The organism is Pseudomonas sp. NBRC 100443, assembly GCF_030268185.1.
GTDB lineage: Bacteria > Pseudomonadota > Gammaproteobacteria > Pseudomonadales > Pseudomonadaceae > Pseudomonas > Pseudomonas citronellolis.
In genome coordinates, this window is record NZ_BSQE01000002.1 from 323,761 (window position 1) to 344,971 (window position 21,211).

Annotated in this window: 18 protein-coding genes; 4 read left to right on the top strand and 14 right to left on the bottom strand. The window is 67.1% G+C overall.

Translation table 11 applies throughout. The features are described from left to right. Positions 1–99: 99 nt before the first annotated feature. From QSJ95_RS03575 to QSJ95_RS03585, 3 genes are all read right to left on the bottom strand, one after another. A complete protein-coding gene (locus tag QSJ95_RS03575; protein ID WP_064583214.1) occupies positions 100–1,566 on the bottom strand; it encodes an FAD-dependent oxidoreductase in 1,467 nt (488 codons plus the stop codon). Then, on the bottom strand, positions 1,563–1,757 hold the full coding sequence (locus QSJ95_RS03580) for a hypothetical protein (RefSeq protein WP_064585068.1): 195 nt from the start codon (positions 1,755–1,757) through the stop codon (positions 1,563–1,565). Before QSJ95_RS03580 ends, QSJ95_RS03575 begins: the two co-directional genes overlap by 4 nt. 102 nt (positions 1,758–1,859) lie before the next feature. Then, positions 1,860–3,236 (bottom strand): oligosaccharide flippase family protein, encoded by a 1,377-nt coding sequence (locus QSJ95_RS03585; RefSeq protein ID WP_285640117.1) that lies wholly within the window; start codon positions 3,234–3,236, stop codon positions 1,860–1,862. 97 nt (positions 3,237–3,333) lie between these two features. Between QSJ95_RS03585 and QSJ95_RS03590 the strand changes: the two genes are divergently transcribed. From QSJ95_RS03590 to galE, 3 genes are all read left to right on the top strand, one after another. Beyond that, positions 3,334–4,878, top strand: coding sequence for an O-antigen ligase family protein (locus QSJ95_RS03590; RefSeq protein ID WP_064583216.1), 1,545 nt, complete (start codon positions 3,334–3,336; stop codon positions 4,876–4,878). After that, positions 4,875–7,472: a glycoside hydrolase family 5 protein gene (locus QSJ95_RS03595; protein ID WP_285640120.1), complete on the top strand. Its 2,598-nt coding sequence runs from the start codon at positions 4,875–4,877 to the stop codon at positions 7,470–7,472. The genes QSJ95_RS03590 and QSJ95_RS03595 overlap by 4 nt, the downstream gene beginning before the upstream one ends. 104 nt (positions 7,473–7,576) lie before the next feature. After that, a complete protein-coding gene (galE, locus tag QSJ95_RS03600) occupies positions 7,577–8,539 on the top strand; it encodes a UDP-glucose 4-epimerase GalE (RefSeq protein WP_064583218.1) in 963 nt (320 codons plus the stop codon). 34 nt (positions 8,540–8,573) lie between these two features. On the opposite strand, the gene QSJ95_RS03605 is transcribed toward galE, so the two are convergent. The 10 genes from QSJ95_RS03605 to QSJ95_RS03645 form a co-directional block, all read right to left on the bottom strand. Next, a complete protein-coding gene (locus QSJ95_RS03605) occupies positions 8,574–9,371 on the bottom strand; it encodes a CpsD/CapB family tyrosine-protein kinase (protein ID WP_285640124.1) in 798 nt (265 codons plus the stop codon). Positions 9,372–9,382: 11 nt separating this feature from the next. Continuing rightward, positions 9,383–10,948, bottom strand: coding sequence for a GumC family protein (locus tag QSJ95_RS03610; protein ID WP_285640126.1), 1,566 nt, complete (start codon positions 10,946–10,948; stop codon positions 9,383–9,385). A 20-nt stretch (positions 10,949–10,968) separates the two neighbouring features. Then, positions 10,969–12,090: a hypothetical protein gene (locus QSJ95_RS03615; RefSeq protein ID WP_285640127.1), complete on the bottom strand. Its 1,122-nt coding sequence runs from the start codon at positions 12,088–12,090 to the stop codon at positions 10,969–10,971. A gap of 26 nt (positions 12,091–12,116) precedes the next feature. Continuing rightward, complete coding sequence (locus QSJ95_RS03620) at positions 12,117–12,674, bottom strand: polysaccharide biosynthesis/export family protein (protein ID WP_285640129.1); 558 nt, start codon at positions 12,672–12,674, stop codon at positions 12,117–12,119. 385 nt (positions 12,675–13,059) lie between these two features. Continuing rightward, entirely contained in the window at positions 13,060–13,236 is a 177-nt protein-coding gene (eppA, locus tag QSJ95_RS32930) for an EPS-associated small membrane protein EppA (RefSeq protein ID WP_418323295.1), read from the bottom strand. A 298-nt stretch (positions 13,237–13,534) separates the two neighbouring features. Further along, positions 13,535–14,347, bottom strand: coding sequence for an HpcH/HpaI aldolase/citrate lyase family protein (locus QSJ95_RS03625; protein ID WP_285640131.1), 813 nt, complete (start codon positions 14,345–14,347; stop codon positions 13,535–13,537). A gap of 24 nt (positions 14,348–14,371) precedes the next feature. Then, on the bottom strand, positions 14,372–15,562 hold the full coding sequence (locus QSJ95_RS03630) for a CaiB/BaiF CoA transferase family protein (protein ID WP_043272759.1): 1,191 nt from the start codon (positions 15,560–15,562) through the stop codon (positions 14,372–14,374). A 138-nt stretch (positions 15,563–15,700) separates the two neighbouring features. Next, positions 15,701–17,050 (bottom strand): MmgE/PrpD family protein, encoded by a 1,350-nt coding sequence (locus QSJ95_RS03635; protein WP_285640133.1) that lies wholly within the window; start codon positions 17,048–17,050, stop codon positions 15,701–15,703. Positions 17,051–17,075: 25 nt separating this feature from the next. After that, positions 17,076–18,236, bottom strand: coding sequence for an acyl-CoA dehydrogenase family protein (locus tag QSJ95_RS03640; RefSeq protein ID WP_009622074.1), 1,161 nt, complete (start codon positions 18,234–18,236; stop codon positions 17,076–17,078). A gap of 20 nt (positions 18,237–18,256) precedes the next feature. Next, complete coding sequence (locus QSJ95_RS03645) at positions 18,257–19,084, bottom strand: HTD2 family dehydratase (RefSeq protein WP_285640136.1); 828 nt, start codon at positions 19,082–19,084, stop codon at positions 18,257–18,259. A gap of 115 nt (positions 19,085–19,199) precedes the next feature. Here QSJ95_RS03645 and QSJ95_RS03650 point away from each other — a divergent pair, with 115 nt between their 5' ends. Then, positions 19,200–20,123 (top strand): LysR family transcriptional regulator, encoded by a 924-nt coding sequence (locus QSJ95_RS03650; protein WP_285640138.1) that lies wholly within the window; start codon positions 19,200–19,202, stop codon positions 20,121–20,123. Positions 20,124–20,544: 421 nt separating this feature from the next. On the opposite strand, the gene ycaC is transcribed toward QSJ95_RS03650, so the two are convergent. Beyond that, positions 20,545–21,171, bottom strand: a complete 627-nt coding sequence (gene ycaC, locus QSJ95_RS03655; RefSeq protein ID WP_043317714.1) for an isochorismate family cysteine hydrolase YcaC — start codon at positions 21,169–21,171, stop codon at positions 20,545–20,547. Positions 21,172–21,211 lie beyond the last annotated feature (40 nt).

Here is a 21,211-nt window from a genome sequence, read left to right on the forward strand (position 1 = left end):
CTGTGAAACTGCACCAGAGCCGGATACCCGCTCGGTCCCTGCCGGCCTCGGCCGCCTGCTGCGGACCGCGCCATCGATACTTCCCACGTGCAACCGCGTTCAGGCGCTACCCGGCATGGCTGTCCTCATCTTGCGATCGAGATGGTCCGCCAGACGCAGGGCGAACTGCAGCAGCGGCATCGTCGGATTGGAGGCGCCGCCCGTGGAGAAGATGCTGCTGCCCGCCACATAGAGGTTGTCGGTGCCGAACACCTTGCAGTTGGTGTCGACCACGCCGACATCCGCCGAGGCGGCCATCCGGGTGGTGCCCATGTGATGGGCATGCGGAATCAGCTTCAGCGGCACCGAGAAGTCGTAGACGTAGTCGTTGAGCTTGACGAAGCCAGCGCCCGTCTCGGCGAACCCCTTGGCCACTTCCAGCCCTATGGACCTGATGGTGTTCCTGTCATCGGCGCTGAGCTGCCAATTCACGTTGACCTTGGGCATCCCCAGCTCATCCCGTTCCTCGATCAGCGAGACGCGGCTCTGCCGATTGGGGAACTGCTCGATCATGGTGCTGATGACACCGTCGCCCGGGCAGTTGAACTTGGCTATGTAGTCGATCTTGTGCGCTACCCCTATCTCGCAGGTCAGGGTTTCGAGAAAGTCCTTGATCTCCGCGGTTCTGCCATAGGCCTTCACCTCCGACAGCACCGTCATGGACACGTTGCCCTTGCCCGCGTGTCGCGCCAGCACGAAGGCGTCGGTGGTGTAGTACTGGCGTGGCTCCCGGCTCTGCCCGTCGCGCAGGATGAATGTGCCCAGCTCGATGTTCAGGTGTTCCATGAAGCAGCGCCCGACCAGCCCGTCCCGGCTCACCACCCCGCCCTCCACCAGTGACTGGCTGTTGAGCAGTTGCCGGGCATTCTCGATGGCGCCCATCGCCAGGATGTACTGGCGAGCCTTCAGCGGCTGCCGGTGCAGGTCGTAATCGGACACCAGCGCGGCAGTCACCCGCCCCGCCTGGCGATCGAACACCAGGTCGACGCAATTGCAGTTGATGAAGAGATCAAGCCCGCGGGCCTCCCGCAATGCCTTGTCGTACTTCTGGGCGAAGCGCGTGGGCGGGCTGAGCAGGAAGCAGTCGGCGCTGAATTCGCCACCGTCCAGTTGCGTGTTGATGGCCTTGAAGCTGGTGCCCGGCGGCAGATCGACGATGGCCATGGCCGCCGGCAGGTAGTGCTCGATCTCGGCGAAGGCGATCGGCCAGCCGGGCAGGTCGCCTGGCGGCGCCACGGCGAAGTCGGACGGCTCGAATGGACGGCAGCGCCCGGCCCAGTGATTGGAGGTGCCGCCGAGGAAGCGCAGGCGCGTCGACTCGGGGAAGGCGTCGAGGCCCGAGGTGGTGCACTGGTAGAGCGCCTGCGAGCGCTGCGAATACTCGCGCCCGCCGCCCTCGGCGAGCACCACGCTCCAGCCCGCCCCGGCCAGGCGCAACGCCAGGGTGATGCCCGCTGGCCCGCCACCGAGGATGCAGAAGTCATAGGTGTCGCGGAAATCCTTTTGCGACTGATAGTCCTTTATCATGCCTTCGCCGTCCGGAAATACGCGGCGGGCAGCACCCAGCCGTTGATGACGACGAATCCGGGCTCGGCGGCGGCCTGGCCTGCCGCGCCCCGGGAAAGCCCGGCCATCGCGCCCCCCAGGCCCAACAGCGCGCAGGCTCGGAGAAAGTCCCTGCGAGCGAGCAGCGAAGCGCCGACATTCATTGTTCTCATGACCCCCTGCCCCCGTCGAAGTGATGTAGGCACCCGCCCCATCGACACCAACCTGCTACCCGCCTCCGGCCTTCCGTGGCATCGGTCGTCCGGCGCTCCCGCTCACAGCCATTTGGCGAGCCCCATGACGAGCTCGCCACACAACACCCCCACCCCCAGCATCGGCAACACGACCAGTTCACGCTTCAGGCTGAAGATGCCCAGCTGGCGATTGACGTAGACGATCAGCACCAGGGTGGGCAAGGTATGCAGAGCCACGCCCCAGATCGCGTAGTCCGCCCCGCCGATGGCCAGCGACAGTGGCAGCAGCGTCCACAACGAAACGACGCGGATGATGTTGTCGATGGCCTGGTACTTGGTCAGTCCCAGGGCCAGCCAGACCTGATGCGCCAGGGTGTAGCGCAGGACGAAGAAGGACAGCGACAGAATGGCCAGCGTGCGGCCGGCCTCAGCGTAACGGGCGTCGTACAGCCAGCCGATGAGCAGCGGGCTGATGACCAGCAACAGTCCGCAGCCGAACAGCAGGGTCACGTCGAAGAGCAGCCGGAAGCGGTAGTACAAGGCCTGCAGCCTGACCTTGTCATCGCTGCGGGCAGCCTCGCAGAAGGCCGGGAACGCCACCGCACTGACCAGCCTCAGCAGCGCGGTCTGCAAGGCCCCGACCAACAGTGCCGCGATCGAGTAGACCCCCAGTTCCCTGGCCGTCATGCTGCCGCCGAACCAGATGCGGTCGCCGTACATGGCCAGCACCCCCACGGCCGAGGACAACAGAATCCAGCGCCCATAGGCCACCAGTTCCTGGAGGGCCGAGCGGTCCCATTGCAGGCGGTTGTCCGGCCCCTGGAACAGCAGGTGGCTGAGAATCACGTAGGCCAGGTTGCCGATCAGCCCTGCGGCCACCAGCGACCAGATGGAACGGGTGAGGTAGCCGAGCACGAGCATCACCACCAGGCCGGCGAGCTGCGACGCCAGATCGATCAGCACCGCCTTCTTCTGCTGGAAGGTCCGCACCGCCAGGTCGCCCTTGGTCGACTGGAAGCCGGAGATGATCGCCCCGATGCCGGTCACCGCCAGCACCAGCGGCAGCTCCGGTGCGGCATAGGTGGAATTCGCCGGCCACAGCTCGATGGCCTGGCTGCCCCAGGCCAGCAGGGCCAATACCAGGGTCAGGACGAAAAGCACCGAGCCGCGCAGAATCTGCACCGTCCAGGCGGTATTGAGGAAGACCGGGTCGTCGCCACGGGGGCTCTGGACAATGTTCTGCCGCAGGCCGACATCGGAAAACAGATGCAGGAGCACCGAGACCGTGGTGGTGATGGCCATGATGCCGAACATTTCCGGCACCAGCAGGCGAGAGATGATCAGGTTGCCGCCCAGACGGATCACCTGGGAAGCGATGAGCGCCCCGATGTTCCACATCCCGGCTGACATGGCCCGCCGGCGAAGGCTCACGGAGGGCGACAACCCAATCGAAGACATAAGCATCATTTCCCGAGCCGGTCACTAGGAAGTGACTATAGTCTCAATTTGCCATGTCGCTAGCCGTCGCCCACCAGGGATCAGGTCCCCGTAGCCCATGCCTGAACACTATCGTGCACTGGTCGTCATTCTGGTTCTGGCCATCGCCGTTTTCACCCTCGCCCGCCGCGCCGCCGCGGACCTGATCCCCTCCGGTGACTTTGCACGGCGGCGCAACCTGTGGTTCGTGCTGACGCTGCTGGCCTTCCTCTCGCCGAACTTCTGGGCCTTCGCCGGCATCGCCGCGACCCTGCTGGTCGTCGCCCAGCGACGTGAGCACAACCCCATGGCCCTGTTCTTCCTGTTGCTGTTCCTTATCCCGCCGACGTCGATAGCGGTGCCCGGCTTCGGCCTGGTCAACTATCTCCTGGACCTCAACTATGTCCGCCTGCTGACGCTGTGCGTGCTGCTGCCCGCGCTCCTCACCTCGGGCAGACAGGCCGATGCCGTTTCCTTCGGGCGCACCCTGCCCGACCTGCTGCTGCTGGCGAGCCTGCTGCTGGCCGCGCTGCTCTACTTCCGCGAAACCACGCTCACCGATACCCTGCGCCAGTCGCTCTACCTGTTCACCGATGTCTTCCTCCCCTATTACCTCGCCAGCCGCGCACTGCGGACAGTCGGCGACTTCAAGGACGCTCTGCTGGGCTTCGTGCTCGCAGGCCTGCTGCTCTCGCTCATCGGCGTCTTCGAGTTCGCCCGGCACTGGCTGCTATACAGTTCGCTGATCGGCGCCCTGGGCCTGCAGTGGGACATGAGCAGCTATCTGGACCGCGGCGGCTCACTACGCGCCAGCGCCTCCACCGGCCAGGCCATCGCCCTGGGCTACGTCATCAGCGTGACCATCGGCTTCTACCTGTTCCTCCAGGGCTACGTGCGCAGCCGCCTGCTGCGGCGGCTGGGCGCCCTGCTGCTGGCCGGCGGGCTGTTCGCGCCCATGTCCCGCGGCCCCTGGATCGGCGTGGGGGTCATCATCGCCGGCTACCTCGCCACCGGCCGCAATGCGGTCAAGCGCCTGATGCTCCTGGCGCTCGCCGGGGTGCTGGCGATTCCGCTGCTGGCCGTGCTGCCCGGCGGGGAAAAGTTGATCGACATGCTGCCCTTCATCGGCACCCTGGAGAAGGACAACATCACCTACCGCGAACGCCTGATCGACAACTCGCTGATCGTCATCCAGCGCAACCCCTGGCTGGGCTCCTTCGACTACCGCAACACCCCCGAGATGCAATCGATGATCCAGGGCCAGGGCATCATCGACATCGTCAACACCTACATTGGCCTGGCGCTGGAGTTCGGCCTCGTGGGCCTGGCGCTGTTCGTGGCGTTCTTCGCCACGGTCGCGCTGGGTATTTTCAAGGCCATGCGCGGGTTCCCCGACAAGGACGATGAAATGTGCCGGCTCGGGCGTACGCTGCTGGCGACCCTGGGCGGGATACTGGTGATCATCTTCACCGTCAGCAGCATCACGGTCATCCCGGTGGTGTACTGGTCGGTGGGCGGGCTGGGCGTGGCCTACATCCAGATGGCGAGCCGCGTCAGGCGCACGCGCAGCGCAACGGTCGCCGTGGCGACGAACAGCAACCTTCGCCCCGGGCAAACCCCATGAGCACAGCACTTCGCCGCACCCTCGCGCGGCTCCCGGCCCTGCTGGGCCTGGCCTTGTCGTTCGGCGCCTGGGCGACGGACTGGAGCGCCAGCGTCGACGACCGCAGCGGCCTGCCGCTGGTGACCCGCGGCGGCGGCACCGTGGTCGGCGCTTCGCTCAACTTCTGGGGGGCCGGCTGGGCCTGGGTCTACCTGGCCCCCCGCTTCCAGGTGAACGGCCCCTACAGCTATACCCTGAAAGGCAGCACCCAGGCACTCGACTTCGACCTGACCGCCGACATCGGCAAGACCGACGAACACACCCTGACCTGGAACATCGACCTCGACGCGCACAAGCTGCATACCGGTGTGATCGGCGGCGGCCTGATCTTCAACTTCGACCCGGCGCTGTTCGGGGAAATGGGCGAGCCGCAGCTGCTGCCCGGCAACCGCGGCTGGTCCTGGGGCAAGGACGGCCAGGGGCGGCGCATCGAGATGCGCTTCGAGCCGGCGCTGGCGAGCCTGTACTTCGAGCGCGGCAACCGCTCCGAGGTGCGCACCTTCTTCTACAAGGGCAGCATCAGGCCCGGCCGCCAGCGCTACAAGGCAGTGCTCAGCCTGGCCGGCGACGTGGCGCTGGGCCCGACCCTTGCCGAACGCTTCGGCCTGGCCGACCCGACACAGTGGCCGGACGACCGGGTCGACTGGCGCACCTCGCCGGTCGACCTGTCGTTCCTTAACGCCGGGGAAACGCCCGCGGGCAAGCACGGTTTTCTCCAGGCCGACGGCGAACAGCTGCGCTTCGCCGACGGCACCCCGGTGCGCTTCTGGGGCACCAACCTCTCGGCCTATACGCTGTTCGGCACCCCGGACGAGGAGATTCGGCAGCAGGCCAAGCGCCTGTCGGCCCTGGGCTTCAATCTGGTGCGCCTGCACCACCACGACTCGCCCTGGGTGCTGCCGAACATCTTCGGCGACAGCCGGCTCATCCGCGACACCCAGCACCTCGACCCGGACTCGCTGAAGAAGCTCGACTGGTGGATCAAGTGCCTGAAGGACGAAGGCATCTACGTCTGGCTGGACATGCACGTCGGGCGGGGAGTCACCGCCAACGACGGCATCTACGGCTTCGACGAGCTGGACAAGGATGAAGGTGGCTATGCCGGGCTCAAGGGCTACGCCTACGTCAACATCACCATGCAGCAGGCGATGAAGCGCTTCGCCGAGGCCTACCTGACCCACGTGAACGCCTACACCGGCCTGGCCTACAAGGACGACCCGGCGATCGCCGCGGTGCTGCTCACCAACGAGAATGACATCACCCAGCACTTCGGCAACGCCCTGCTGCCGGACAAGGGCGTGCCCAAGCACAACCGGTTGTACATGGCCGAGGCCCGGGCCTTCGCCAGCCAGCACGAGCTGCCCGGGGACCAGACCTGGCGCTCCTGGGAGCCGGGCCCCGGCAAACTGTTCCTCAACGACCTGGAGCGCCGCTTCGACGCGGACATGATCCAGCACCTGCGCGGCCTGGGGGTGAAGGTCCCGATCGTCACCACCAGCACCTGGGGCGGCAACGGCCTGAGCGCGCTGCCGGCCCTGACCAGCGGTGACCTGATCGACGTCCACAGCTACGGCGGCCCCGGGCAGTTGGAGAAGAACCCGCTGACCAGCGCCAACCTGCTGGACTGGATCGCCGCCGGCCAGGTCGCCGGCAAGCCGCTGACCGTCACCGAGTGGAACGCCGAGCCCTTCCCGACGCCCGACCGCCATTCGCTGCCGCTGTACATCGCCGGAACCGCCAGCTACCAGGGCTGGGACGCGCTGGTGCAATACGCCTACAGCCAGGAATCGATGACCGGCCAATGGGTAACGGCGGACAACTGGCACGCCTACAACGACCCTGCGCTGCTCGCCACCTTCCCCGCCGCCGCCCTGCTCTACCGCCGCGGAGACGTGCGCCCGGCCGGAACCACCTACCTCTTCGCACCCACCCCGGACACCCTGTTCAACAAGGCCATCACCCCGGACAGCTCCGTGCTGCTGCGCACTGCCGCGGAGAAAGGCCGGCTGCAGATCGCCATGCCGCAGACTCCGGAGCTGCCCTGGCTGCAACCCAGCCCGCTGGCCGGCGACGCGCAGCTGCTGCACGACCCGGACCAGTCGCTGCTGCCGGCCGACGCCGGCGAAGCCACCTCCGACACCGGCCAGCTCAGGCGCGACTGGCGGCAGGGCCTGTACACCATCGACACGCCGCTGACCCAGGCGGCCACCGGTTGGCTCGGCGGCAAGTCGATCGGCCTCGCCGACATCCAGGTCCAGCTCGCCACGCCCTACGCCAGCGTGGTGGTACAAAGCCTCGACGGCGCGCCCTTCGGCCAGTCGAAGCAACTGCTGATATCGCTGGGAACCCGCGCGGTGCCCCGCGACGGCAAGTCCACGCCGTTCCATGTCGAGCCCATCGAAGGCACGCTGATCATCAAGGCGCCGCCAGGGCTGAGGCTGTTCAGCCAGGGCTCCCATGCGCCGCCAAAGGAATTGCCGGCGCCCTACCATGACGGGCGCTACGCCATCCAGCTCGATGGCCGGCAGATGTCCAACTGGCTGTTCCTGAAATAGCTGACTAGAGTCACCAAGGCTTGCACCGGCACATTGCCACCAGACGGGCCCGCCCGCTCGGATCCAGGACGATCACACGCAGCAACAGCTTCCAGGAGCGTCATATGAAGTGTTTGGTTGTCGGCGGCGCGGGCTATATCGGTTCGCACATGGTCAAGCACTTGCAGGACGGCGGCCATACGGTGGTGGTGGCCGACAACTTCTCCGCCGGCCCGCGCCGGCCCGCGCTGGAACTGGACATCGCCGACGCGGAGGCGCTGGATGCGCTGTTCGCCGAACACCGCTTCGACGCCGTGTTCCACTTCGCCGCTTTCATCCAGGTTGGCGAGTCGGTCAGCGACCCGGGCAAGTACTACCAGAACAACCTCGCGGCGACCCTGACGCTGCTGCAGGCCATGCGCCGCGCCGGCAGCAACCGCCTGGTGTTTTCCTCCAGCGCCGCCGTGTATGGCGAGCCACTGTACGTGCCCATCGACGAAGCGCATCCCAAGGCGCCGATCAACCCCTACGGTCGCAGCAAGTGGATGGTCGAGCAGGTGCTCGAGGACTTCGACCGAGCCTACGGGCTGAAGTCAGTGAGCCTGCGCTACTTCAATGCCGCCGGCGCCGACCCCGACGGCCTGCTGGGCGAATGCCACGAGCCGGAAACCCACCTGCTGCCACTGGTGCTCCAGGCCGCTTCCGGGCGGCGCGCGGCGGTCACGGTGTTCGGTCGCGACTACGACACCCCCGACGGCACCTGCATCCGCGACTACGTCCACGTCGCCGACCTGGTCCGCGCGCACTCGCAGGCGCTGGACTACCTGCTGGCGGGCGGCGCGAGCGGCGCCTTCAACCTCGGCAACGGCCAGGGCTTTTCCGTGCAACAGGTGATAGACGCGGCGCGCCGGGTGACCGGCCGCGAGATCGCCACCCTGGATGCGCCACGCCGCGCCGGCGACCCGCCGCGGCTGGTGGCCGACGCAAGCCGGGCCCGCGCGGTGCTGGGCTGGCAGCCGCACTACGCCTCGCTGGAGCAGATACTGGCGCACGCCTGGAACTGGGAACGGAAATACCCCTGGCGCTGATGGCCCACCCCGCCCGCCTACCCGCCTCGCCTGCCTAGTAGTAGGTACGCGTCTGCAGCTCGGCCTTGTTCAGCACCGCGCCTATCAGGTTGGCGTTCGCCAGGTGGTAGAGGCTGTCCTCGATCTCCTTCTTGCTGTTCATGCCGTTGGCCACCACCAGCAGCACGCAGTCGAATTTCGGCAGCACGGTGATGGCGTCGTCGGAGCTGAGCAGGGGCGGCAGGTCGAAGATGATGATCCGCGAGTCGTAGCGCTCGCGCAGGTCGCCGATCAGCTCGCTCACCTGCGGCGAGGAGAGCACCTCGGTGGACAGCGGGATCGGCTCGCGGGTCGGCAGCACCACGAAGCGCGGCAGCGTCGGGTTGACCAGCACGTCCTCCAGGCGGGCCTCGCCGGCCAGCAGCTCGTTGAGCGACTTTTCCATCGGCAGGTCGAGGCAGGCGCCGACCCGCGGGCGACGCAGGTCGAAGTCCACCAGCAGCGCAGTCTTGGTGGTGTGGTGGGCGATGCTCATGGCCAGGTTGATGGCCAGCACCGTCTTGCCGGCCTCAGGCGTGGGCGAGGTGATCGCCAGCGTGCGCCAGCCGTTTTCCTCCATGGCCTGCAGGACCTGGGTGCGCAGCAGGTCGAAGGTCCAGCTCATATTCGAGTTCTTGTTGTAGGCGACGATGCGGTTGCGTTCCAGATGCTCCGCCCGCAACGGCACGACCCGCGTCTGCACGTAATCGAACTGGCCCGGCACATCGGGCCGCACGGCCGGGGAGACGGCATGCGAGGGCGCGGGTGGAGACTGCTGTTGGCTGTTATCGTGAGCCGGGGTATTTCTGTCCATCACTGCTTTTCCTATGTGAACCGGGCCATGGTCTTGAACAACAGAAGATCCAGGGGCATGTAGAAGAGGTGCAGGAGCACCAGGACGACAGCGATCAGCACCAGCGCGCCGACGACCAGTATCCGCCACCAGCGTTTGCGCCGGGCCAGTTCCTCCTGGGTGGGAATGCGTGGGATGGCGGCCAGCACGCGGCGGCCCAGCACGCTTTGCAGGGCGTCGACGCCACGCACGCGCTGGTTGAGCATCTCCAGCAGCATCACCAGCGCGCCGGCTCCCGCCGGAGCGAGGAAGACCCCCAGGGCGACGATCTTCTTGCGGTTCGGCTTGACCGGTTTCTCAGGCATCAATGGCGGCTCCAGGAGGACGAAGCGCTCGGCCTTGTTCTCCTGTTCCAGGCTTTCGGAAATCTTCGCGGCCATTTCCTTGGCGCGGATTTCCTCGTACTTCTTGCGCGCGTTGTCGTGGTCGCGCATCAGCGTGACAAGGCCGCGCTCCACCTGCGGAGTCTCGATGATCTCGGCCTCGTAGGCGTCCATTTTCTTGATGAGCTCGCGCTTCTGGTCGGCCAGGGATTTGATCCGCCCTTGCGCGGCGGTGATCTTGGCCTGGGCCCTGGCGACGTCCAGGCTGACCGGCGACACCGCACCGGCGCGGCCGCCGGCGGCCTGGAGCGCATCGATCTTGCGCTTGACCGCCTGCACGTCCGGATGCGCTTCCTTGTACCTGGCCAGCAGCCGGACGTACTGCGCCTTGAGGCTGGCCAGGTCTTCCGGCTGCTCGGCCGCGGTGGCGTCGGCTCTTTCGGGTTTGCTGGGCACCCCGGCGCTGGCCGCGGAAAGCTCGAGCTCCAGGTAGCGCAGCTCTTCCTGCGCGGCCTTGTAGTCGCGGTCGACTTCCCGGAACTCCAGCTCCGAGCGCGACAGCATGCTCATGCGCAGCTCCTGGTGTTCGGGCAGGGCGTTGGCGTGGGCCTGCTTGAAATCCGCCAACTGGTTCTCCAGGCTCGCCAGTTCGGCGCCGAGCTTGTTCGCCTCCTGGCTGAGGAACTCGGTGGTCTCGCTGGCGCGCTCGGTGCGCTGCTTGATGTTCTCGTCGAGGAACAGCGTGACCAGTTCGTTGGCCACGTCCCTGGCCAGGTCCGGACGCCTGTCGTCGAAGGCGACCTGGAAGGCCACCGTCACTTCCCCACGGCCCTTGACCGAGGTGCTGAGGGTGGTGACGGTGATCGAGTTGCGCATCTGGTCGATCTTGTCCGACTCGCTCAGCTGCCGGCCACTGCCAGCGTACAGGTTGTACTTGTCGATGATCCGAAGCAGGTTCTCGCGGGTCATCACGCGCTGGCGGATGACCTCGATGCGCTCGTCGGCGTAGCTGTTGTTGTTCGCCGCGATCAGGTCCGGGGAAATCTGCTGGGACTCCACCAGGATGGTGCCCGAGGACTCGTAGACCGGGGGAATGGAAATCGCCACCGCCACGCTCGCCGCCAGGATCAGCACGCCGCTCAGGCCCAGCAGCAGGGCCCGGTCCTTGATGATGGCGAGGTAGTCGTTGATCGTCAGCTCGTATTCAGATTTCATGTTGGCCACACTGCTGAAATTCAGAAGTCGGGAAATCTATAGGTCAGGCTAAGCCCGAGGACTTTGCCGGTGGCATCGGGCAGACCGTCTTGCTGGCGCTCCTGGTACACCAAGGATAGGCGCACGAGCCAAAAAGGCGAGAGCTCGCGGCTGGCCCAGGCGCCGACCTTGCGCAGGGTGTTGGGCGTGGAGCCCTTGCTGTCCTGCCAGGATGCGTCCATGCCAAGCTGGCTGCGTTCGTCGACGGCGTAGCTCCAGGCGCCCTGCACCTGGTCCACTTCGGCGTAACCGCCCTCCCCGCTGGCGACACTGCTGCGATCCGCGGCGATGCTCGCATCGAGGCGCTTTCCCTGGTAATGAAGCTCCAAGCCGCCCTCTCCGCTGGTCCCGCCCTCGGCCCCGGAGAGCCTGTTGACCCCGGCGCGCAGGCCACCCTGCAGGCGCTCGGAGAATTGATACTTCACCCCGACCGAGGGGCTGTAGTCGTTGGTCGAGGCGTCGTTGCCGTCGAGGCTGTCGTCGGGTTCGTAGCGCTTGGCCGAGAAGCGCGTGAAGAGGTCGGTGCGCTCGTTCCAGGCATAGGTCCAGTCGAAGCGGGTCGACAACTCGTCGTAGTCGGTCAGCGTGGAGATGTCGTAACGCACGTTGCGGTACTCGGTCTCGTTGCTCAGGGTGTTGCGCTCGGTGAGCGCGGTGCTCCAGTTGCCGCCCAGCGAATACAGCTTCTGGGTGCCGTCGGTGGTGACCACGCCGGTTTGCTGGACCACGCTCGACAGTGTCGAGTTCTCGACGTAGCGCCCGGTGAAACCGTAGCGCCCACGCTCGGTCTCGCGCTCCCAGCCCAGTGCCAGGTCGGGGTCCTCACGGTCGGAAACGACACTGGTGTCGGAGGAACGCAGCACGGTCACCCCCAGGCCCAGGTGCAACTGATCGCGGCCGTAGGTACCGACCAGGTCGTACTCCGGAGCGATGCTGGTGCTCGTCGCGCCCTTCTCGCCGGAGGTCATCAGCTGCGGGTTGCTGTCGTACTCGACGCTCATCGGCACGGCTACCGAACTGTGCCAGATGGCAGCCTGGGCCAGCCCCGGGAACGGCAGGATCAGGATCGCCGTCGCAACGCCAGTCGTTCGCAGCAAAGGCACGGTAAGCTCCAATGCATCGCGCAAGGTCAGGGTACGACCAGCGTGTCGCCAGCCTGGAGTTGGATATTGGTGGACATGTCACGCCCGGAAATCAGGTCGCGGTAACGCACGGGCAGCACCTGCTGGATATCGCCCTTGCGCCGCACCACCTTGATGGCGTCTTCGTCGGCGAACTTGTCGAGGCCGCCGGACATGCTCAGCGCCTGCAGCACCGCGGTGGGACCTTCCATCTGCACCGGGCCGGGCTTGATCACCTTGCCCTGCACGTAGACCAGGTTGCCGGCGATGCTGGTGACCACGACGCTGACATTCGGGTCGGGCAGGTACTGTTCGAGCTTGGCGGCGACCTTCTGCGCCACCGTGGTGGCGTCCAGCCCCGCAACCTCGACCCGCCCTGCCAGCGGGAAGGTGATGCTGCCGTCGGGCAATACCTTGGCTTCCTGGCGCAGGTTTTCCTCGCGCCATACGGACACCATGATCACGTCGCCGGGGCTCAGCAGGTAAGGAGCGTTTCTTTCGTCGGCGCTGCCGGCACAAGGCCAGATCACCAGCGCGCACAGCACTGAAAACAGCAAACGCGACATCGGGATCCCTCCGGTCAGGTAGCCATGCAAAGCACTTCACGAGCAAAGCGGGGCGCAACCTCTCCCTCTCCTTCGCGGTTGGAACGACCTGCTGCAACCGCCGCGACCTTCCTGGAGGTCGGCCCCCCGTCGATACTGCACGGTTAGGGACGACGGGCTAACGGAATATAGCAACAGTCCGGGATTAAACAAGCTGCGGTCAAACAGGCCGAAACCAGGACTAATTGGAGAGTTTCAGCCAGTGCCCGATATACCAGCGAAAATATCCAGAACTACAACCGGCATATCGGAAGAGAGCAGCCTCGACATTCGAAGCAATGTCGGTAATTGCAAATAAATTAAAATATAATCCTTACAATATTCATATATATCAATCAGATATAAGCTAAACCTTACGTCGATTGGCAACAGCGACAAAACCAATCAATGCCGAGGCGAAGACCCAGGCGACACTTGTAGCCGGCACAGCCGCGGTTTGATTGATATAAGAATCGGCGGTTCCGGCAACACCACACAGAAGTATCAACAAAAAAATGGATTTAATGAGCAACGTCGAGCGCATAAACCACCCCTGCAAGGAGGATCATTATTTTTGTCGGACGCGGGATTTTCTGGTGCCTGGACCGAGCTTATTAGCACATGGCCACTACGTCAATGGAGCGTCACAATAGTAAATCCCAATGGAATATGACGATTTTCGTCAAAAAAACGTCGACGCTCGCAGACACTGGAGCAGGTCTGCGTCAGCGCGGAGGGAGGCGTCGGCAGAGGAGCGCACAGGGATCGTTTTACCGCACAACCGGCGCGACCGGCGGTAGCCGGAAGACGCCGGATGGCAGAGTAGCGAAAGACCCGCTGAATCAACCGCCCGCGTTGGCGAGCAGGCGGCGGGCGCGGGCCAGGACCGGGGCGTCGACCATCTGGCCGTCCACCTGGAAGGCCGCCGCGCCGCTTTCGGCCGCGGCCAGCACCCGGCGCGCCCAGGCCAGTTCCTCGGCGCTGGGGGCCAGGGCGGCGTGGAGCACGGCGACCTGCTTCGGGTGGATGCACAGCGCGCCCACCAGGCCCAGGTCGCGGCCGTGGCGGAGGGTCGCGGCGAAGCCTTCGGCGTCGTCGAAGGCCGGGTAGACGGTGTCCAGCGGCGCCTGCAGGCCGTTGACCCGCGAATGCAGCAGCAGGCTCAGGCGCACCTGGTCGTAGACCATGGCGGCCGCCGCGGTGCCGCTGCTCATGCCGATGTCCAGGGCCAGGTCGAGGCCGCCGAAGGTCAGGCGCTCGACGCCGGCGCAGGCGGCTATTTCCCCCACGGCCAGCAAGCCGCGGGCGCTTTCGATCAATGGCCAGATCGGCTTGCCGCAGGCTGACGCGGCACGCAGGTCGTCGGCGCATTCGACCTTCGGCAAAAGAATGCCCGCCACTCCCGGCAGGCGGCACAGTTCCAGGTCCGCAACGTGCTCGGGGTGCCCGGCGGCGTTCACCCGCACTCGCACGCGGGCCTGCGGATTGGCTTCGAGGAAGGCCGCCAGGTCGTTGCGGGCGCGGGCCTTGAGCGCGGCCTCGACGGCGTCTTCCAGGTCGACGATCACGGCGTCGGCGCCGCTGGCCAGGGCCTTGGCGAAGCGCTCCGGGCGGCTGCCGGGGACGAACAGGGCGGAACGGACGATGGGGCTCATGCGGGGTCCTTGGTCAGGTTCGGCTCACACTGCGCCCTGCTCGTGCAGGCGCTGGATGTCGGCGGCGCTGTAGCCCAGCTCGGCGAGCAGGCTGTCGGTATGCTCGCCCAGGCCCGGCACGGCGTCCATGCGCGGCGCATAGGCATTGCTGCGGGCCGGCGGCAGCAGCGCCGGCAGGCGGCCCACCGGGCTGTCGATCTCGCGCCAGGCGTCGCGGGCCTGCAGTTGCGGGTGGTTCCACAGGCCCTGCATGTCGTTGACGTGGGCGTTGGCGATCTGCGCCTGTTCCAGGCGTTCCACCACTTGCGCCGCGCTCAGCCCGGCGAAGGCCTCGATGATCAGAGCGCGCAGGGCGTCGCGGTTGGCCACCCGCAGGCTGGTGGCGGTGAAGCGCGGGTCTTCCGCCAGTTCCGGGCGCCGCAGCACCATTTCGCAGAAGACCTTCCACTCGCGTTCGTTCTGCACGCCGAGCATCACGTTCTTGCCGTCGCCGGCGGGGAATGGTCCATAGGGGTAGATGGTGGCGTGGGCGGCGCCGGCGCGCGGCGGCTGCGCCTGGCCTTCGAAGGCGTAGTACATGGGGAAGCCCATCCACTCGGCCATGCCTTCGAGCATGGAGACCTCCACCCGGCTGCCCTCCCCCGTGCGCCCGCGCAACAGCAACGCCGAGAGGATGCCGCTGTAGGCGTACATGCCGGCGGAGATGTCGGCGATGGAGCAGCCGGCCTTGGCCATTTCGTCCGGGCCGGGGCCGCCGGTGACCGAGAGGAAGCCGCTCTCGCTCTGGATCAGCAGGTCGTAGGCCTTCTTCTGCTCGTAGGGGCCACCTTCGCCATAGCCGGAGATGTCGCAGACGATCAGGCGCGGGAAGCGTTCGTGCAGCGCCTCGAACGACAGCCCCAGGCGCGCGGCGGCGCCGGGCGCGAGGTTCTGCACCAGCACGTCGGCCTGTTCCAGCAGTTGCTCCAGCACGGCGTGGGCCTCGCCCTGCTTGAGGTCCAGGGCCAGGCTTTGCTTGGAGCGGTTGGTCCAGACGAAATGCGAGGCCATGCCGCGCACGCGCTCGTCATAGCCGCGGGCGAAGTCGCCGACGCCGGGGCGCTCGACCTTGATGACGCGGGCGCCGAGGTCGGCCAGCTGGCGGGTGCAGAACGGCGCGGCAATGGCGTGTTCCAGGCTGATGACGGTGATGCCGTCGAGGGGACGCGGGTTCATGGGTGCTCCAGGTGTCTCGTGCGCCGCCGCCATGGACGGCGCGGCGCTGTCGGTGTGTATCCACGGCCCGGGCGGGCGGCGCCCCGCGCTCTGTGAACCCCCGGGTTCCGGAGGCCGCCCGCCCGGGCCGTGGGCTACTCAGGCAAAGGCTTCCAGGCTCGGTAGGTCGTGCAGGCGCCAGCTGGCGTCGATCAGCCGGCTGGCCTCGGCTTCGCCGCGGGTGCCGGCGAAGGCCAGCAGGCGACGGAACTTGTCTTCCAGCTCGGCGCGGCTGAGGCTGTTGCCCGGGTCGCCCTTGGGCTCGTCGATGCCGCCGTGCAGTTGGCGGCCGTCGCTGGTGAGCACCTCGACGCGGCCCAGCCAGCGCTGCGGGTAGGCGCCGTCCACTTCGGTATCCAGCTGCATGCCCACCTTGTCGCGGAAGGCGGCCACGCGCGGGTCCTGCAGGGCGAACTGCTCGAACTCCACCAGCCCCGCCTTGCCGTGCACGGCGATCAAGCCCAGCACCGTGCCCATGGAGAACTTCGCCTGGTGCACCGTCTGCGGCACCACCACACGGCCGAGCACGTCGATGGCGCCCTGGTGCACGCGGGTAGTGACGCGGGCGATGTCCTCGGCCTGCAGCCCTTCGCGCTGCATCAGCGCCAGCAGGGCGTCGGCCGCGGGATGGGTGTGGCGGCAGGAGGCGTGGAACTTGAACGAGGTCTCGACCAGCGCCCAGCGGCTGCCCAGGCCGTCCACCAGCCGGCGCGGGTCGGCGTCGCTGGACATGCCGGCGGCCATGCCCTGCTCGCCTTCGAGGATGTTCTGCGCGCCGCTCAGGCCATCGGCGGTCAGGTAGGCGGCGAGCAGGCCATCGGCGGCGGCCTTGGCGGTGTGCAGCTGCTTGGAGTCGGCGGCGTCGCGGAGGAACTCCCAGAGCCCGGCGGCCTGGGTCCCGGCGCTGCCCAGGCAGTTCACCAACTGGCGGCTGTCGAAGCCCAGCAGCTTGCCAACGGCTACGGCGGCGGCCAGGGTGCCGACCGTGGCGGTGGTGTGGAAGATGCGGTAGTGCGAGCGGCCGAGGAACTCGCCGATGCGGATGCCCGCCTCGTAGCCGGCGACGCTGGCGAGGATCAGCTCGCGGCCGGACTTGCCCAGGTCCTGGGCGGCGGCCAGGGCTGCCGGGAATACCACCGTGGCCGGGTGCAGCACCGAGCTGTTGTGCAGGTCGTCCTGTTCCACCAGGTGCGAACTGGCGCCATTGACCAGCGCGGCGAAGTACGCCGAAGTCGATGAACCGTCGACCAGCACGCGGCTGCGTCCGTCCACGGGGCCCATGCGTTGTGCATGGCGCTGGAACAGCGGGATCGGGTGGCGGCCCTGGCTGGCCAGGGCCGAGCCGAGCCAGTCGAGGAACAGGTCTTCGGTGCGCGCGACCACCGCGGCGAGCAGGTCTTCGTAGCGCAGGCCGGCGAGGAATTCGGCCAGGGCGTGGGTATTGTTCATCGCTTGTCGTCCTTGGGCTCGCAGGTCAGAAGGAGCGCGGCAGTTCGAGCAGGTGCTCGGCCACGTAGGACAGGATCAGGTTGGTGGAGATCGGCGCCACCTGGTACAGGCGCGTCTCGCGGAACTTGCGCTCCACGTCGTACTCGTTGGCGAAGCCGAAGCCGCCGTGGGTCTGCAGGCAGGCGTTGGCCGCCTCCCAACTGGCCTTGGCCGCCAGGTACTTGGCCATGTTCGCCGCGGCCCCGGCGTTGCGCCCGGCGTCGTATTCCGCACAGGCCTTCCAGCGCATCAGGTCGGCGGCTTCCACCTCGATGTGCGCCTCGGCGATGGGGAACTGCACGCCCTGGTTCTGCCCGATCGGGCGGCCGAACACCACGCGGTCGCGGGCGTACTGGCTGGCCTTCTCGATGAACCAGCGGCCGTCGCCGATGCACTCGGCGGCGATCAGCGTGCGCTCGGCGTTGAGCCCGTCGAGGATGTAGCGGAAGCCCTTGCCCTCTTCGCCGATCAGGCTGCTGGCGGGGATTTCCAGGTTGTCGAAGAACAGCTCGTTGGTCTCGTGGTTGACCATGTTGGCGATCGGCTGCACGGTCAGGCCGTTGCCGATGGCCTCGCGCAGGTCGACCAGGAAGATCGACATGCCGTCGGCCTTCTTCTTCACCTCGGCCAGCGGCGTGGTGCGGGCCAGCAGGATCATCAGGTCGGAATGCTGCACGCGGGAGATCCACACCTTCTGGCCGTTGATGACGTACTTGTCGCCCTGGCGCACGGCGGTGGTCTTGATCTTGGTGGTGTCGGTGCCGGTGGTCGGCTCGGTGACGCCCATGGACTGCAGGCGCAGCTCGCCGCTGGCCAGCTTCGGCAGGTAATAACGCTTCTGCTCCTCGCTGCCGTTCCGCAGGAGGGTGAACATGTTGTACATCTGCCCGTGGATGGTCCCGGAGTTGCCGCCGCAGTGGTTCACTTCCTCGAGGATCACCGAGGCCTCGGCCAGGCCCAGGCCGGAGCCGCCGTACTCTTCCGGGATCATCGCCGACAGCCAGCCGGCCTCGGTCATGGCCTTGACGAAGGCTTCGGGGAAGCCCTTGCGTTCGTCGATCTCGCGCCAGTAGGCGCTGGGGAATTCCGCGCACAGGGCGCGCACGCCTTCGCGGATGGCCTGCAGTTCTTCCGGGGTGCTGCTCATGGGGGTTCCTCGATGGGGGTTCAGTCGAATTCCACTTCGCCGCGCTGGGCGATGCCGGCCGCGTTGCCGGCCCAGACCTCGGCCTTGCCGGGGCCGCTGGGGCGGCCGCCCAGCTCGAACGGCTCGGGGCAGATCAGCGGGCGCAGGCCGCGGTAGGCGAAGCGGCGCAGGCGCGCCTGGGGGTTGGCGCGGCAGAAGGCGCGCAGGTTCAGGGTGGCGATCAGCGGGCCGTGCACTACCAGGCCGGGGTAGCCTTCGGCGCCGGTGACGTAGGGCCAGTCGTAGTGGATGCGGTGGCCGTTGAAGGTTACAGCCGAGTAGCGGAACAACAGCACCGGGCTGGGCTCGACCGCCTCGCACCAGGCGCCTTCGGGCAGCGCCTCGGTGCCGCCGAGCTTGGGCGGGCTGGGTTCGCGGTAGACGATGTCCTGCTCCTCGCGCAGCGCCAGGCGGCCGTCCTGCAGGTAGTCGTGGCGCAGGGTGACGAACAGCAGCGCGCCGGTGCGCCCGTGCTTTTCCTCGGCCTTGAGGATGGTGGTCACCCGGCTGGCTTCGTGGCCGACCAGCAGCGGCTCGTGAAACTCCAGGCGGCCGCCAGCCCACATGCGGTTGCGCCCGTCCGCCGGCGGCAGGAAGCCGCCGCGCGCCGGGTGGCCGTCGGCGCCCAGGCCGGCCTCGGGCACGGCGTCCTGGAAGAATGCCCAGTGCCACAGCGGCGGCAGCGCCTCGCCGGCGGCGGGGGCCGGTTCGCCGAGGGTGGCGGCCAGGCGGCTGACCAGCAGTGTGCTCAGTTCTTCCTGGCTTTCCTGGGTGCGGCCTATCCAGGCTGCGTAGGACATTTCACTCATGGTTTCTCTTCCGTGGAAGTTTCCGAACAGGATGCCGAGGGGCTTGCGTTCCGAGAATCCGCATTTCCATAATCCGGCGTTAACCGAAACCGAACGCCACCCGGATACCTTCACCATGCATTTCGACCTGGCCGACCTGCGCCTCTTCGTGCATATCGCCGAATCCCCCAGCCTGACCCAGGGCGCCCGCCGCGCGCACCTCTCGGCGGCGGCCGCCAGCGCCCGCATCAAGGCCCTGGAAGGCCAGCTCGACAGCCGTCTGCTGTACCGCGACAACCGCGGCGTGGAGCTGACTCCCAGCGGCCAGCGCCTGCTGCAACACGCGCGCCTGATCCTGCGCCAGGTGGAACGGCTCAAGGACGACTTCGGCGAACAGGGCGGCGACCAGGCCGGGCACATCCGCATCTTCGCCAATACCACGGCGGTCACCGAGTTCCTCCCGGAGGTACTGGCCGGCTTCCTCGCCGAGCGCCCCGCCGTCACCGTGGACCTGCAGGAGCGCCTGAACCGCGACATCGTCCGCGCCATCCTCGACGGCTCGGCGGACCTGGGCATAGTCGCCGGCCCGGTGCGCGCCGAGGGCCTGGAGATCCTCCACTTCAGCACCGACCACCTGGTGCTGGTGGTGCCGCCCGGCCATGCCCTGGAAAGCCTGGGCCGCCCTACCCTGGCCGACACCCTCGGCTATTTCCACGTCGGCCTGCACGAGGGCAGCACCCTGCAGAGCTTCCTGCGCGAGCAGGTGGAGCGCCTGGGCGGCACCCTCAACCTGCGCATCCAGGTGGCCAGCTTCGAGGCGGCCTGCCGGATGATCGAGGCCGGGGTGGGCATCGGCGTACTCCCGGAAACCGCGGCGCGCCGCCACCAGCGCAGCATGGGGTTGAGCATCCTGCAGTTGGACGAGCCCTGGGTGGTGCGTGAGCGCAGTGTATTGATGCGTGAGCGCGAGGCGTTGCCGGGGTGTGCGCGGACGTTGGTGGAGTTGCTGCGGCGGGTGGGGGATGGGGGTAGCGTGGGGGCGGTTGCGGATGGGGTTTAAGAGCGCCCTCGGCTGCGCGTTCGTAGGGCGCATAACGCCTACGGCGTTATCCGCCGAATCGCGGACAGAGTCCGCTTCTACGCCCGCCGGCAAACCACCCCGTAGGATGGTGTTGAGCGAAGCGATACCCATCCTACGAAAAGCCGTGCTTCCTGGAACCGTAGCGGGCCCTGCCCGCGATTCGCGCGCAGGGCGCGCTCCTACGAAGAGCAAAAGCCGTGCCCGCCGATTTGGGTAGGAGCGGACTTTGTCCGCGATTGGACTCACCGGCCTCGCCGGACGTCCCGGTGGCACGAACGGCCCCTCAGGGAGCCGGGCTACGGACTTCGCCCTCGAAGCTCAGCCAAAAAACCGCCAACCGGGCGTCCCCGGTCGGCGGTCTGTGGGTCCGCGCGCACCGCTGCACCGGCGCGCCCCAGACTCACTTCCCAGCAGTCAACGTGCTGTAGCTGGTGATCAGGTTGCGGTAGTCCGGGATGTGGTTGGAGAACAACGCCGCCAGGCCCTCGATGTCGTTGCGCCAGTCGCGGTGCAGTTCGCAGGCCACGCCGAACCAGGTCATCAGTTGCGCGCCGGCGGCTTCCATGCGGCGCCAGGCGGCGTCGCGGGTGACTTCGTTGAAGGTGCCGGAAGCGTCGGCCACCACGAAGACGTCGAAGCCTTCCTCCAGGGCCGACAGCGCCGGGAAGGCCACGCAGACTTCGGTAACCACGCCGGCGATGATCAGTTGCTTCTTGCCGGTGGCCTTCACCGCCTTGACGAAGTCCTCGTTGTCCCAGGCGTTGATGTTGCCCGGACGGGCGATGTACGGGGCGTCGGGGAAGAGTTCCTTCAGCTCCGGCACCAGCGGGCCGTTGGGGCCGCTCTCGAAGCTGGTGGTGAGGATGGTCGGCAGCTTGAAGTACTTGGCCAGGTCCGCCAGGGCCAGCACGTTGTTCTTGAACTTGTCCGGTTCGATGTCGCGTACCAGGGACAGCAGTCCGGCCTGGTGGTCGACCAGCAGCACGGCGGCCTGGGTCTTGTCGAGGCGAACATAGGGCTTGCTCATTGCGCTTTCCTCTTGCTGGGGGAAACGCCCGGCCCGCGCC